Source organism: Bradyrhizobium sp. CCGE-LA001 (assembly GCF_000296215.2).
Classification (GTDB): Bacteria; Pseudomonadota; Alphaproteobacteria; order Rhizobiales; family Xanthobacteraceae; genus Bradyrhizobium.
The window spans coordinates 4453849-4468126 of record NZ_CP013949.1; the positions used below are offsets into that span (position 1 = coordinate 4453849).

The following is a 14278-nucleotide window of genomic DNA, read 5'->3' on the forward strand; positions in this document are numbered from 1 at the left end:
GTCCGGCTTCGGCATGAAGCGGCCGGGCCGCATCATGCCTCATGTCTTGGATTGGCACGATCCCTTTCGGAAACCGGCTCCGGTGATCCGGATCGTGCCGTGCTGATCGAACTAGAACGTCGTGCCGCCGCCGAACCGGAATTCCTGCGTACGGTCGTACTTGCCCTTGGTGAGCGGCACCGCGTAGTCGAAGCGGAGCGGACCGAACGGCGACTGCCAGATCAGACCGACACCGACCGACGAGCGGATCACCTTGCTGTCGTCATAGACGAGGCCTGTGCACGTTCCAGCGCTCGGCGGGTTGATCGTCGACGGGATACAGCCCGGCGCATTGACCTCATTGGTCGCGAACCAGCTCGTGGGTCCCTTATAGTCGTAGAGGCCGCCGGCATCGGCATACACCGCGCCCTTCAGGCCCACTTCCTTAGGAAGGAACCAGAACGGCATCTGCAATTCGAGCGAAGCGCCCCAGTATTTGGTGCCGCCGAGCGCATCCTGCGTGCCAAAGGGATTCAGGTCGCGCGGGCCGATGCCGTTCGGAGCGAAGCCGCGGACGAGGTTCGGGCCCATCTGGAAGTGGTCGAGCATCCGCAGATCATCGTTGATCTTGGTCAGAATGCCGCCCTGGAGACGAACGATGCCGACGATATCAGACACCAGCGGAGCGTAGTACTTTCCGTCCGCCACGGTCTTCAGATAGGAGACGTCGCCGCCGACGCCGGCGAAATCCTGCCGGAAGTCGATGAGCAGACCGTCGGTCGGGTTCTTGTTGTTGTCCAACGTGTTGTAGGTCAGCGTATAGCCGAGCGCCGACGTCAGGGTCTTGCCGTTGGCAAGCTCCTTGCGCACCGGCAGCGAGGCTTCGCCGTCGGCGTAGCAGCCGAGGCCGTTGGTCGAGCTCAGGTCGATCGGTGGGATTTGCGACGCGGCAAAGGCCGGGCTCGGGTTAAAAGCCGAAGTCCCCAGATTGTTGTTACAGTTCGCCAGGTAACTCGGCAGCGAGATTTGCTGCTGGTAGACCGAGTAGCGCAGCTGGAGCGCGAGGTCTTCCCGCAAGGAGAAGCCGAGGCGCGGCGAGAAGCCGAGTGTCTTGGTACCGTAGGAGATGTAGCTGTTGGACAGCTGCTCGCGCTGATAGAGGTCGAGGCCGAGCGCGACGCGGTAGTCGAGCAGATACGGCTCGACGAACGACAGCGAGTAGCCGCGCGCGTACTGGCCATAGGTCACCGAGGCCTTGGCGAACAGGCCGCGGCCGAGCAAATTGCGTTCGGAGACCGAAACTTCCGCCAGCGCGCCGTCGGTCGTGGAGTAGCCGCCCGAGATCGAGAAGTCGCCGGTCGATTTCTCTTCCATGTCGACGATCAGGATCACGCGGTCGCTCGACGAGCCGGGCTCGGTCGTGATCTTCACGCTCTTGAAGTAATCGAGGTTCTTCAGGCGCCGTTCGGCACGGTCGACCAGCGCGCGGTTATAGGCGTCGCCCTCGGAGATGTCGAACTCGCGGCGGATCACGTAGTCGCGTGTGCGGGTGTTGCCGCGCAGGTTGATGCGCTCGATATAGGTGCGCGGGCCCTCGTCGATGTTGAACACGACGGAGACGGTGTGCGCCTCGAAATTGCGGTCGCCGCCCGGGCGGACCACGGCGAAGGCATAACCGCGGCGCGACGCCTCGATCTGCATCTCCTCGACCGACTTCTCGACCGATTCGACGTTGTAGAGCGAACCGGCATAGACGCGCGAATAGGCCCGCAGCGACGAGGGGTCGAAATTCGGAATGCTGGAGCGGAAATCGACCGAACCGACGCGGTATTGCGCGCCTTCCTCGATCTTGAAGGTGACGTTGAAGCCCTTCTTCTCGGGATCGTATTCGGTGAGCGCGGCCACCACCTGGACGTCGGCAAAGCCGTTCTTGAGATAGAAGCGGCGGATCAGGTCGCGGTCGGCCTCGACCCGATCGGGGTCGTAGATGTCGCCGCTGGCGAGGAAGCTCAAGAGGTTGGATTCGCGGGTCTTGATGACGTCGCGCAGGCGATAGGACGAGAACGCGTTGTTGCCGACGAATTCGATCGACTTGACGCCGGTCTTGGCGCCCTCCTCGATCGTGAAGATCAGGTCGACGCGGTTGTTCGGCTGCTCGATGACCTCAGGCGTGACGCGCACGTCATAGCGGCCGGACCGGCGATAGATTTCGGCGATTCGCAACGTGTCGGACTGCACCATGGCGCGGGAGAAGGTGCCGCGCGCCTTGGACTGGACTTCAGTCGTGAGCTGCTCGTCCTTGATCTTCTTGTTGCCCTCGAAGGCGACGCGACCAATCACCGGGTTTTCCACCACGGAGACGATGATCTGGCCGCCGGCGCCGCGATTGATCCTGACGTCCTGGAACAGGCCGGTCTCGATCAGCGCCTTGAGGCCGTCGTCGATGGCGGCTTGGTCCAGGCGGCCGCCCGGACCCGGCTTGAAATAGGAGCGGATGGTCTCCACCTCGACACGGCGATTTCCTTCGACGGAAATCGACTGGACGGTCTGAGCGAGCGCAGACGAAGACACAAAAACAGCCCCAACCGGGGCAACCACCGGCGCGCCGAACATGATCAGGGTTGCGAGCAAGCCCCCCCGGAGTCGCAGTCCAAACTTCATCGCGCAACGCGCCCTTATCATTCCGTACCAGACCCAACCCCAACGCCGATCTGGAAGATTCCCCAAGTTCACGCCGCTTGTATCCAATTTCCCCGACGCCGCAAACGGCCGAGCGCGCCGTAATTTCAATTTCATTCCAAGACGTTGCTGATCAGCAACGCCACAAAAAAGCCCCTATCACGAAGCGGCCATCCGCAAGATGTCGTTGTAGGTCGCAAACACCATCAACATCAGCACCAAACCGAGCCCGATTCGGAACCCCATCTCCTGAGTCCGCTCAGATAGAGGCCGGCCGCGGACCACTTCGGCCGCGTAGAACATCAGGTGGCCGCCATCGAGCAGCGGGATCGGGAACAGGTTCAACAGGCCGATCGACACCGAGAGCACGGCGCACAGGTTGATCACGAACTGGAACCCGGCGCTGGCCGCCTGCCCGGACATCTTCGCAATTCCCAGGACGCCGCTGACCTCGTTTGGATTGCCGTGTCCGACGAACAAGGAGCCCAGGAACTTGAAAGTGCTGGTGATGATGAACCAGACCTGCTCGACACCGATCTTCAGCGCCTCGCCAACGCCCACCGGCGCGGTCGAGGCCTCTCCGGCCTGCGACTTGTGCTCGACGCCCAATACGCCGACTCGGTGTCGGTTGCCGAAGGGATCCTTGCGCTCGAGCAGCGCAGGAGTTGCCGTCAGCGCTACGATGGCGCCGTCGCGTCTCACCTGGAATGCAAGCGCTGAACCCGCGCTCATTGCAACGATTCGCTGCATGTCGGCGAAGCTCTCGATCGGCTTGCCGTCGATCTGGACGACGACGTCCCCGACCTTGAACCCGGCCGCCGCCGCAGCGCCGTCCGCGACGACGCCGTCGACGCGCGCGATCGTGCTCGGCTTGCCGTAGTACAGCGCCATGGCGGCGAAGATCAGCGCGCCCAGGATGAAATTGGCGATCGGTCCGGCTGCGACGATGGCGGCACGCGGGCCGACCTTCTTGTGGTGGAAGCTGCCGGCGCGCTCCTCGGCCGTCATGGACGACAGGGTCTGCGCCGAGGGGGTCGAGGCCTCGCTCTCGTCGCCGAAGAACTTGACGTAGCCGCCGAGCGGAATCGCGGAGATCTTCCAGCGGGTGCCATGGCGGTCGTTGAAGCCGACCAGCTCCGGTCCGAAACCGAGCGAAAAGGTTAACACGCGAACGCCTGCCCAGCGCGCGACCAGGAAATGGCCGAGCTCATGGAAGAACACGACGATGGTCAGGACGAACAGGAAGGGAACCGCGTAACCCAGGAGCCCATGGCTCAACGTATTGAAACTATGGACGAAAAAGTCGATCATCGAAGTCCCTCATCCAGCGCCGCAAGGCCCTGGCCCCAAGCCATCTAGGATGCCTTTAAGGCAATTTGAGGCAATAGGGCGGCAGCTCTATTTCGCGCAACATGGTCAACGGATATTGCATCATCGGCCGAGGTCATCGGGGCCTGGTTCCCGCTGCGGACCCAGTCGTCCAATGTCGCCTCGACCAGGCGCGCGATCGCGCCAAAGCGGATCTTGCCGGCGATGAAGGCGGCGACCGCAACCTCGTTGGCCGCGTTGTAGACGGTGGTCGCGCCCTTCCCGGTCCGGAGCGAATCAAAGGCCAGGCGCAGGCCCGGGAAGCGCTCGAAATCCGGGGCCTCGAAGGTGAGCTGGCCGATCTTGGCGAGGTCGAGCTTGGCCGCCGGTCCCTTGATGCGGTCGGGCCAGCCGAGGCAATGCGCGATCGGCGTCCTCATGTCGGGCGCACCGAGCTGCGCCATCACCGAACGGTCGGAGAACTCGACCATGCCGTGGATGATCGACTGCGGATGCACCAGAACGTCGATCTCGTCGGGCGAGAGCGCGAACAGATAGGACGCCTCGATCACCTCGAGGCCCTTGTTCATCATCGAGGCGGAATCGATCGTGATCTTCTGGCCCATGCTCCAGTTCGGATGCTTCAGGGCCTGTTCGAGCGTCGCCTGCTCGATATCGGCCGGCTTCCAGGTCCGGAACGGGCCGCCCGACGCCGTGATAATGACGCGGACGAGCTCGTCGCGATTGCCGGAAGCCAACGCCTGGAACAGCGCATTGTGCTCGGAATCGGCCGGCAGAATACAGGCGCCCGCCTTGGCCGCGCGCTGCATGAAGAAATCGCCGGCGCAGACCAGGCATTCCTTGTTGGCGAGCGCAACATGCGCGCCGCGATCGACCGCGGCCAGCGCCGGCTTCAGTCCGGCCGCGCCGCTCACGGCCGCCATCACCCAGTCGGCCGGACGCGCACCCGCCTCGATCACCGCGCTTTCGCCGGCGCCGCATTCGGTGCCGGTGCCCGCCAGCGCGGCCTTGAGCTCGCCGAGCTTGGAGCTATCGGCGATCGCGACGAAGCGCGCAGAGAATTCCTTCGCGAGCTTGGCGAGGGCCGCCACGTTGCCGTTCGCCGTCAGCGCCTCGACGCGGTAGCGCTCGGGCGAAGCGCGCAGCAGATCCATCGTGCTGTCGCCGATCGAACCGGTGGCGCCGAGGACCGTGACGCTGCGGACGCTGGTCGCAGCAAGCCTGTTGTTACGCAATGGGACCGCGCTCATATCCTCACCAAACCATAAGACCGCTTCCGGCGCTATGCACACCATGGCGGAGAAAGCCGATAATCCATGCCACCAGGATGGCGGCGACAAAACCGTCAAGGCGATCCATGAGCCCGCCATGGCCGGGAATTAAGTGACTGGAATCCTTGACACCGAAACGCCGCTTCACCGCGGATTCGAACAGATCTCCCAACGCCGACACCACCGACAGGACGGCGCTGACAAGCAGCAGCGGAACCAGCTTTCCGATCCCGCAGGCGGCAAAGCCGGCCGCAACCGCAAGGCTTGTGGCAAAGCCCCCGAATGCGCCCGCCCAGGTCTTCTTCGGGCTCACGCGCGGCCACAGCTTCGGCCCGCCAATGCTGCGCCCGGCGAAATAGCCGCCGATATCGGTCGCCCATACCACCAGCAGCACGAACATCAGCGCGGAGAAGCCGTTGACGAGATCCTTCCGCACCAGGATCGAGGCCAGCAGCGCTGCCGCTGCATAGGCGAAGCCGGTCGCCGCCCAGACGAACTTGCCCCGAGCGATCAACGTCACGACCGCGCCGCCGACGAGGCCGACGATGACGGAGGTCTTGAGCCCGCCGAAGGCGACGGCGGCACCCATCATGGCGATGACGATCGTCCCTGCCCCCGTCAGCGCGGTCGATCCCGCACCCACCACCATCAGCCATTCCGCGAACAGCCCGATCGAGACCAGGGTGACGAGAAGCGCCCACAGCCAGCCACCGGCGTAAGCGATCGCAATGGTCAGCGGCGCCAGCACCAGTGCTGCGAGGACCCGCATCACCAGATTGCTCGGGGCGGGCTTTCCGCCCGCCGATGCGGCGTCGGGTTCGCTCACGAGGCGGTTTTCGCGACCAGACCGCCGAAACGGCGCTCGCGCCTGGCAAATTCGGCGATCGCGCTTTCCAGTGCCGCCTTGTCGAAATCGGGCCAGTGGATCGGCACGAAGACCAGCTCGCTATAGGCGGCCTGCCACATCAGGAAGTTGGACAGGCGCTGCTCGCCGCTGGTGCGGATGATGAGATCGGGGTCGGGAATGTCAGGCGCGTCGAGATAGGTTCCGAGCGTCTCCGCGTCGATCGTTTCAGGATCGCGCCTGCCCTCCGCGACCTCGCGCGCCAGCTTCTGGGCCGCCTTCGCGATCTCCTGCCGCGAGCCGTAGTTGAAGGCGACGACGAGCGTGAGGCGCGTGTTGTCGCGCGTCAGCTCCTCGGCCTCGTTGAGCAGCGCGCAGATGTCGCTCTCGAGCCCTTCGCGCTCGCCGATGATGCGGACCTTGACGCCGTCGCGATGCAGGCTCGCCAGATCGTTGCGGATGAAGCGCCGGAGCAGGCCGAACAGATCGCCGATCTCGCTCGCCGGCCGCGACCAGTTCTCCGAAGAGAACGAGAAGATGGTGAGATAGCGGATGCCGAGCTCGTGCGAGGCGCGCACCACGCGGCGCAGCGCGTCCACGCCGCGGCGATGCCCTTCCGCACGCGGCAGACCGCGCGCGGCCGCCCAACGCCCGTTGCCATCCATGATGATGGCGACATGCGCAGGCGCCTCGGACCGATCGGGTCCTTCCGTTGCGGGCGCGGCGTTGGACATGAAGGCGATGCCTTAAACCGTGAGGATTTCTTTTTCCTTGGCAGCCAGCAGCTGGTCGATCTCGGCAATGGTGCCGTCGGTCGCCTTCTGCACCTCGTCGGCGTGACGCTTCTGGTCGTCCTCCGACATCTCGTGATTCTTCTCGAGCTTCTTGAGCACGTCGAGACCGTCGCGGCGCACATGGCGCGCGGCGACCTTGGCGGCTTCGGCGTATTTGTGCGCGACCTTCACCAGCTCCTTGCGCCGCTCTTCGTTGAGCTCGGGAATGCGCAGGCGCAGCACCTGTCCCTCAGTCGCGGGCGACAGGCCGAGATTGGAATCGACGATCGCCTTCTCGACGGCCTTGACCATCGACTTGTCCCAGACCTGCACCGAGATCAGGCGCGGCTCCGGCACGCTGACGGTGGCGAGCTGGTTGAGCGGCATGTGGCTGCCATAGGCATCGACCTGGACCGGATCGAGCATCGAGGCCGAGGCCCGCCCCGTGCGCAGGCCGCCAAGCTCGTGCTTGAGCGACTGGACGGCGCCTTGCATGCGGCGCTTCACTTCGTTGAGGTCGAAACTACCCGTGGCCATCACGTTTCTCCTTCAAAATCCCGGCGATCTCTCCGCGCCCTCCCTTTTTGGAAGGCGACGACGAGACATCAGCCGGCGACAATGGTTCCGTGGCCGGTGCCACGCAGAATCGCACCGATCGACCCCGGCTGCGCGATCGAGAATACGATGATAGGCAGTGATGTCTCGCGGGCAAGCGCGAAGGCGGTCGCATCCATCACCTTGTAGCCGCCCTCGATCGCCTGCGAATGCGTCAGGCGGTCGAAACGAGTGGCGGACGGGTCCTTCTTGGGGTCGGCCGAATAGACGCCGTCGACATTGGTCGCCTTCAGCACCGCCTGGGCGCCGATTTCGGCGGCACGCAGCACCGCGGTCGTGTCGGTGGTGAAGAACGGATTGCCGGTTCCGCCGCCGAGCAGCACGATCCGGCCCTCGGCGAGGTATTTGTGCGCCGCGGCGCGGGTGAACAGCTCGGAGATCTCCGGCATGACGAAGGCCGACAGCGTGCGCGCCGGGGTGCCCTTGCGCTCGATCGCCGCCTCCAGCGCGAGGCAGTTCATCATGGTGGCGAGCATGCCCATGGTGTCACCGGTCGGCCGCGACACGCCCCGGGCGGAAACCTCGACCCCGCGCACGATGTTGCCGCCACCGATCACGACCGCAACCTCGGTGCCGAGCTTACGGGCGGCGATCAAATCGTCCGCAACCCGGTCGACGGTCAGCTGGTCGATACCAAAGCCCGGCTGTCCCGCGAGATATTCGCCGGACAGCTTGATCACGACGCGACGATAGACCGGATCAGTCATGAGCACCTTCCTTGTCCGGGCGCCGCTTCCGGCGGCGCCGGAAGGAACGTTCCGGCGCTTACTTCTTGCCGCTGGCCGCCGCGACCTCGGCTGCGAAGTCGCTTTCCTGCTTCTCGATTCCCTCGCCGAGAGCATAGCGCACAAACCCGGCGATCTTCACGGGGCCGCCGACCTTGCCTTCGGCTTCCTTCACCGCCTGCGCCACCGACTTGCCGGTGTCGTGGATGAAGGCCTGCTCGAGCAGGCAGACTTCCTTGTAGTAGGTCTTGAGGCCGGACTCGACGATCTTCTCGATCACGTTCTCGGGCTTGCCCTGCTGGCGGTATTTGTCGGCGAGCACGTCCTTCTCGCGCTTGACCACCGCAGGGTCGAGGCCCGACGGGTCGAGCGCCAGCGGGTTGGCAGCGGCGATATGCATCGCGATCTGACGGCCGAGCGCTGCGAGCTCGTCGGCCTTGCCCGGCGATTCCAGCGCCACGATCACGCCCATCTTGCCGGCGCCGTCGATGACGGCTCCGTGGACGTAGTGCGAGACCACGCCCTGGCTCACCTCGAGCTGGGCAGCGCGGCGCAGCGTCATGTTCTCGCCGATGGTGGCGATCGCGTCATTGATCGCGGTCTCGATCGTGACGTCGCCGACCTTGGCAGCCTTGATCTTCTCGACATCGGCGCCGACGTTGAACGCGACTTGGGCGATCATCTTGACGAGGCCCTGGAACTGGCCGTTGCGCGCCACGAAGTCGGTCTCGGAGTTGACCTCGACCACGACGCCCTTGTTTCCCTTGGTGAGCGCACCGATGAGGCCCTCGGCAGCGACGCGGCCAGACTTCTTGGCGGCCTTCGACAGGCCCTTCTTGCGCAGCCAGTCCTGCGCCGCTTCCATGTTGCCGTCGTTTTCGGTCAGTGCGGCCTTGCAGTCCATCATGCCCGCGCCGGTCGACTCGCGCAGGTCCTTAACCATCGCAGCTGTGATCGTTGCCATCGTTGAAAATCCTTCTTGCCTGCCGGTTCGCCGCGGCGCGGCATCCCATTGCCCCGCCGCGGTCCATCTCAGGAATTCGCGTCAACTGAATGAAATGGTGGCCGGGGCTTAGCCGGCCAACCCATCGCCTTTTTGACTATTCCGCTTCCGCGGTCAGCGCCTTGGCCTTGGCCACCCAGGCGTCCGCGCGGCTCGGCAGACCGACTTCTTCGCCGATCGTGTGCGCGGTGTCGTGGTCGAGCTCGGCGAGCTGCCAGTAGTGGAAGATGCCGAGGTCGTTGAACTTCTTCTCGATCGCACCCGACACGCCCGGAAGCTTCTTGAGGTCGTCGGCGGTGCCGCGCGGACCTGCAAGGCCCTGGAAGCCGCTTGAGGAAGCAGCCGGCAGCTCTTCGGCGAGCGGACGAGTCGAGGCACCGATGTCGACACCCGAATCGCCTTGGGCGCGCGAGATGCCGTCGATCGCAGCGCGCGCGATCAAGTCGCAATAGAGCGCGATGGCGCGGCCGGCGTCGTCATTGCCCGGCACCACATAGGTGATGCCCTTGGGGTCCGAATTGGTGTCGACGATCGCGGCGACCGGGATGTTGAGCCGCTGGGCTTCCTGGATCGCGATGTCTTCCTTGTTGGTGTCGATCACGAAGATCAGGTCGGGCAAACCGCCCATGTCCTTGATGCCGCCGAGCGAACGGTCGAGCTTGTCGCGCTCGCGCTGAAGCGTCAGGCGCTCCTTCTTGGTGTAGGAGCTGGCGTCGCCGCCGGAGAGCACGTCATCGAGATGACGCAGGCGCTTGATCGAGGCCGAGATCGTCTTCCAGTTGGTCAGCGTGCCGCCGAGCCAGCGCGAATTGACGAAGTACTGGGCGCAGCGCTTGGCTGCGTCGGCGACGCCGTCCTGAGCCTGGCGCTTGGTGCCGACGAACAGGATGCGGCCGCCCTTGGCGACGGTGTCGCTAACGGCCTGAAGGGCCGTGTGCAGCATCGGCACGGTCTGGGCGAGGTCGACGATGTGGATGTTGTTGCGGGCGCCGAAAATGAACGGAGCCATTTTCGGATTCCAGCGGTGAGACTGGTGACCAAAGTGCACGCCAGCTTCGAGCAGCTGACGCATGGTGAAATCGGGTAGCGCCATCGTTCTAATTCTCCGGTTGGTTCCTCCGGAAACGTGTGAGCAAAACGGAGCGTTCTCGCCCCGGTTGCCACCGGACGGCCTTGTGAGCCATGTTTCCGTGTGAGATGGCGCGCTATATAGCGCCATTTCGGCCAGAAGCAAGGAAATAAGGGGCCCTTCCCGGGCGCCCGGAAGCTTTCCGTCGCTTGCCGCCTTAGCATTTCTGGCCGGGCGGGCAAACCTTCGGCGGCGGCCCGGCCGGCCGTGGCGGCGGATGATGTGGTGCTGGCGCTGGCCGCGGCGGCGCCGCGACCATGGGAGGCGGTGCTGCACGCGCCACCGGAGGTGGCGGCGGCGGTGCCGGCCTTGCCACCGGTGGCGGAGGCGGCGCCGGCCGCGCCATCGGAGGCGGCGGAGCGGGCCGGGCCATGGGCGGCGGCGGTGTCGGTCGTGCGACGGCCACCGGTGGAGGCGCCGCACGCGGCGGCGGAGGCGGTGCGACCCGTGGCGGTGGCGGAGCTGTCGGCCTGGCCAGAGCCTGAGGATTGACCGGCGGCGCGGGCCTGGCGGCTTGCGGCGGCGGAACCGGCCGACGATCCTGAACCGTTGACGGCTCGCGCGCTGCCACCGGCGGCGGTGGAGGCGTCGCGGGCCTGACCGCGCTCGGAACACCCGGTTTGCCGGCGGCACTCGGGGGCGGCAAAACGCCCGGCTGAGGGCCGGTCGGCCTGCCGCGCGGGTCCGTCGCGGACGGAGGCAATGCCCCCGGCCTGGGCAGCCCCGCGGAAGGCGGCGTCGGACCTCCGCGAGCGGGCGGCTGGTTGGGCGCGGTAGTGGTTGCCGCGTTCGGCTGCGCGGGCTTAATGTTGCCGGCGGGTGGCGTGGTCGTCGCGACGGGTTTGCCCTGCGATGGGGCCATGCCGGGCGCGCGCCCTGCGCCAGCCGGAGCCGGCGGTCCGCCAGGGGTCCCCGGCACCGGCAGCGTATTCGCCTGCGGCGGTGTGCTGGCCGGTGGCGGTGTGCTGGCCTGCGGCGGCTTGGCCGCCCCCGGTGCTTGCGGGGTCGCAGCCGCGTTGCCGGCGGGGGCAGTCGTGGTCGGACCTGTGTTCGGCGTGATAGCTCCGGGCGCCACCCCTGCTCCGGCCGGTGGCGCACCGGGAGTCCCCGGCGACGGCGGCGTATTGGCCTGCGGCAGCGTATCCGCCTGCGGCAGCTTGGCCCCAGCCGGCGGCTGCGCGGATGTGGCGGGCGCGACATTGGCCGGAGCCGGTGCCGCGATACCTGGCCTTGCAATCGGCTGGATCGTCGCGCTCGGCGGCATCGGCACCTTGCCTTGCTGGATCAGCGCAGCGCGCTGGACCACGGCCTGCGGCACCGCCGGACCTGCCGGGTTGGCGCGCCCGGCGACGGCAGGCGCCAGATTGGCCGGTCCGGTCCCCGGGCCTGCTCCCGCAGGCGGTGGCGGCGGCGGCCGGTTGATCACGGTGTTGATGACCGTGGTGTTGTGGATGTTCTGGTAAATGATGTTGTTCGGCGGCGGCGCGACATAGACCGGCGGCCTGACGAACACTGGAATCGGCACGAACACCGGCTGCGGCAGCACGAACAGGCCGACCACGGGCAGCGGCGGCGGCAGCACGACGAAATCCGGCGGCGGCGGCGGCAGGTAATAGACCGGCGGCGGTGGCGGCGGCGCGAAGCCGAAATCGGGATCGCTGAAATACAGCACGGGGCGATCGACATAGACCACCTCCTCCGGCGGCGGCGGCGGCACGTCGTAATCGATCATCGCGAAGGTCGGCGGCGGCTCAGGCGGCGCGGTGAGAATCGCAAGACGCCGGCGCGCGTCGGCCGCATGCGGTCCGCGCGGATAGCGGCGCAGATACGACCAATAGGCCTCCGGCGTGTCGGTGCGATAGGTCCGCCGCCAGGTGATCGCCTCGCGCCGCGCCGCCACGATCGCCCTCACGCGCTTGGCGAGCGGATCACTCGGATAGGTCACGAGGAATTCCTCATAGCCCGCCAGCGTGTCGCGCTCGAGCGCGGCGGCATAGGCATCCTGCACGCCGAGATCGCGGATCGGCTTGTTGCGGATCGCGGCAACCTGGTCGGACGCGGCCTCCGGCGGCGGCGCGTCGGGCCCACGCTCGAAGAACGAGAATTGCGCGGTGATCTTCTGCTCGTTCCAAGGCACCTGCGCCCCCTTGGAGGCTTCGTTGACGCGCAGGCGGACGCGGTCGAACACCTCGGCCAGCGGCAGGCCGCCGGTGCGGATCATCTCGGCGAGCGACTGCGCGTAGATGCCGTAGGGGCCCGCCTCCTCCGGCGCCACCGTGCCGGGCGCCGCGTTGAAGGCGATCAGCATGTTCGCCTCGGGCTCGACCAGTGCAAGGCCGCTGGCGATCGGCTGGCCGCCCTCGATGAAGGGCTGCGCACGGGCCGCATCGAGCACGACGATGTTGGCCTTGAGCGGAATCGCTGCAAGCTGGCGCACATAGTCGCTGATGCGCAGGGCCTCGGTCGGAATGTCGGTGTCGCGGCTGATGTTGGAATCGACCGGGACGAAATAGTTCTCGCCGGCGAGCTGCACGCCATAGCCGGCGAGATAGATCATCGCGACGGTGCCCGGGCCGGATGCCTGGGCCTTCTGGATGAAGTCGCGCAAGCTCTTGCGCAGCGTGTCACCGTCGAGATCGCGCGCGCCGACGACATCGAAGCCCGCGGCCTGCAGCGTCTGCGCGATCAGGCCGGCATCGTTGGCGGTGGTCGCCAGCGGCGACTTGGCATAGGCGCCGTTGCCGACGACGAGCGCGATGCGCTTCTCCTGTTGCTGCGCGCTTGCGGGCCCCGGCATCATGCCCGCAACCAGCGGGATCGCCAGAAGAAGGCCGAAGAAAGCTCCGTATGTCCCACGCATCGCCTGCTCCGCCCGCCAATATATGGTTCAAACGCCACCGCGCATCTGACGCGCGGCCGGCTGAACGGCGCTTGAACGAAAGGCTCGGATTGAGGCGGCGGAATGGCGCGGACAGGCCCGAGGGCGGCTGCGCTTCTGAAGATGGCCCGGCAGCCGGCCTCTGCTGGAAAGAGGCGCGACCACCGGCTCCATGTTCCGAAGGCGGGCCTCTCTCAGCCCTGGGCAAGCAACTCGACGGTCCCCGTGTTCAACCGGTAGATCCCGCCGACCACCTTGAGCTTGCCCTGCTCGGCTGCCGCGTTGAGGATCGGGGCGGCCGATTTCAGCTTGGCAACGTTGTCGATGACGTTCTGACGGATGGCGTTGTCGAGAGCGTTCCCACTCTGCTGAGCCGCGGTCTTCACCGCCGGCGCGAGCGCGGACACCAGCGTGGGGATGTGCCCCGGCAGCGGCTTGTCGTCCTTCAGCGACTTGATGGTCGCGTCGACGGCGCCGCAGCTGTCGTGGCCGAGCACCAGGATCAAGGGCGTGCCGAGCACGGCGACGGTGTACTCCATGCTCGCGATCGTCTCATCGCCGGCAAAGTTTCCGGCGACGCGGCACACGAACAGGTCGCCGCGCGCGCTGTCGAAGGCGTATTCGGGCGCGATACGCGAATCCGCGCAGCTCAGAACCGCCGCGAAAGGATTCTGACCGCCGACCAGAGCCTCGCGCTCATTCTTGAAGTCGTGGCGACGCGACACGCCGGACACGTAGCGCGCATTGCCCTCCATAAGCCGCTTGAGAGCGGCATCGGGCGATAGCACGTTCTGTGGCTTCGGCGGCGCCTTCGCCTCCTTGGCCAGCGCAGATCCGCCGAACGCCGCCACTCCGAATGCCGAAGCAGCAAGGAGCATCATGGAGCGCCGCGAAGCAGCGACTGATTGATGCAGATTGTCAGAGCATTTGTCGCACATGGTTGTGGTCCTTCCTGGCGTCCCGCTCAACGAGATTCACGGGAAGACACTGATAGCTGCGCTCGACAGACTACGACACCGGGGGCGGACCAGATAGTTAAGCTTTGGTTTGCAG

Annotated in this window: 11 protein-coding genes; all 11 read right to left on the reverse strand. The window is 66.1% G+C overall.

The window, feature by feature from the left end; genetic code table 11:
• Positions 1-111: 111 nt before the first annotated feature.
• The 11 genes from bamA to BCCGELA001_RS20670 all read right to left on the reverse strand — a co-directional run bounded on the left by bamA (position 112) and on the right by BCCGELA001_RS20670 (position 14163).
• The gene (bamA, locus tag BCCGELA001_RS20620; protein ID WP_060736186.1) at positions 112-2640 is read right to left on the reverse strand and encodes an outer membrane protein assembly factor BamA; all 2529 of its coding nucleotides are present in this window, start codon (positions 2638-2640) and stop codon (positions 112-114) included.
• Between the two features lie 177 nt (positions 2641-2817).
• Positions 2818-3969 (reverse strand): RIP metalloprotease RseP, encoded by a 1152-nt coding sequence (gene rseP / locus BCCGELA001_RS20625; RefSeq protein ID WP_008547500.1) that lies wholly within the window; start codon positions 3967-3969, stop codon positions 2818-2820.
• 44 nt (positions 3970-4013) lie between these two features.
• On the reverse strand, positions 4014-5237 hold the full coding sequence (gene dxr / locus BCCGELA001_RS20630; RefSeq protein WP_060736187.1) for a 1-deoxy-D-xylulose-5-phosphate reductoisomerase: 1224 nt from the start codon (positions 5235-5237) through the stop codon (positions 4014-4016).
• Positions 5238-5241: 4 nt separating this feature from the next.
• Positions 5242-6084: a phosphatidate cytidylyltransferase gene (locus BCCGELA001_RS20635; protein WP_144441394.1), complete on the reverse strand. Its 843-nt coding sequence runs from the start codon at positions 6082-6084 to the stop codon at positions 5242-5244.
• Complete coding sequence (locus BCCGELA001_RS20640) at positions 6081-6836, reverse strand: isoprenyl transferase (protein ID WP_060736188.1); 756 nt, start codon at positions 6834-6836, stop codon at positions 6081-6083. The genes BCCGELA001_RS20635 and BCCGELA001_RS20640 overlap by 4 nt, the downstream gene beginning before the upstream one ends.
• Positions 6837-6848: 12 nt before the next feature.
• Entirely contained in the window at positions 6849-7412 is a 564-nt protein-coding gene (gene frr / locus BCCGELA001_RS20645) for a ribosome recycling factor (RefSeq protein WP_008547512.1), read from the reverse strand.
• A 68-nt stretch (positions 7413-7480) separates the two neighbouring features.
• The gene (gene pyrH, locus BCCGELA001_RS20650; RefSeq protein ID WP_008547514.1) at positions 7481-8197 is read right to left on the reverse strand and encodes a UMP kinase; all 717 of its coding nucleotides are present in this window, start codon (positions 8195-8197) and stop codon (positions 7481-7483) included.
• Positions 8198-8255: 58 nt separating this feature from the next.
• Positions 8256-9179 carry a translation elongation factor Ts gene (tsf, locus tag BCCGELA001_RS20655; RefSeq protein ID WP_060736189.1) on the reverse strand — a complete coding sequence of 308 codons (924 nt, stop codon included), beginning with the start codon at positions 9177-9179 and terminating at the stop codon, positions 8256-8258.
• A 136-nt stretch (positions 9180-9315) separates the two neighbouring features.
• Positions 9316-10311, reverse strand: coding sequence for a 30S ribosomal protein S2 (locus BCCGELA001_RS20660; protein WP_008547522.1), 996 nt, complete (start codon positions 10309-10311; stop codon positions 9316-9318).
• Positions 10312-10504: 193 nt separating this feature from the next.
• Complete coding sequence (locus BCCGELA001_RS20665; protein ID WP_060736190.1) at positions 10505-13207, reverse strand: caspase family protein; 2703 nt, start codon at positions 13205-13207, stop codon at positions 10505-10507.
• A gap of 212 nt (positions 13208-13419) precedes the next feature.
• Positions 13420-14163, reverse strand: coding sequence for a carbonic anhydrase (locus BCCGELA001_RS20670; protein ID WP_060736191.1), 744 nt, complete (start codon positions 14161-14163; stop codon positions 13420-13422).
• Between the last annotated feature and the right edge of the window lie 115 nt (positions 14164-14278).

Excerpts from the sequence above, each read along its gene's own strand:
- bamA (WP_060736186.1), bottom strand. The coding sequence starts at position 2,640 with ATGAAGTTTGGACTGCGACTCCGGGGGGGCTTGCTCGCAACCCTGATC.
- rseP (WP_008547500.1), bottom strand. The coding sequence starts at position 3,969 with ATGATCGACTTTTTCGTCCATAGTTTCAATACGTTGAGCCATGGGCTC.
- dxr (WP_060736187.1), bottom strand. The coding sequence starts at position 5,237 with ATGAGCGCGGTCCCATTGCGTAACAACAGGCTTGCTGCGACCAGCGTC.
- BCCGELA001_RS20640 (WP_060736188.1), bottom strand. The coding sequence starts at position 6,836 with ATGTCCAACGCCGCGCCCGCAACGGAAGGACCCGATCGGTCCGAGGCG.
- frr (WP_008547512.1), bottom strand. The coding sequence starts at position 7,412 with ATGGCCACGGGTAGTTTCGACCTCAACGAAGTGAAGCGCCGCATGCAA.
- pyrH (WP_008547514.1), bottom strand. The coding sequence starts at position 8,197 with ATGACTGATCCGGTCTATCGTCGCGTCGTGATCAAGCTGTCCGGCGAA.
- tsf (WP_060736189.1), bottom strand. The coding sequence starts at position 9,179 with ATGGCAACGATCACAGCTGCGATGGTTAAGGACCTGCGCGAGTCGACC.
- BCCGELA001_RS20660 (WP_008547522.1), bottom strand. The coding sequence starts at position 10,311 with ATGGCGCTACCCGATTTCACCATGCGTCAGCTGCTCGAAGCTGGCGTG.
- BCCGELA001_RS20665 (WP_060736190.1), bottom strand. The coding sequence starts at position 13,207 with ATGCGTGGGACATACGGAGCTTTCTTCGGCCTTCTTCTGGCGATCCCG.
- BCCGELA001_RS20670 (WP_060736191.1), bottom strand. The coding sequence starts at position 14,163 with ATGTGCGACAAATGCTCTGACAATCTGCATCAATCAGTCGCTGCTTCG.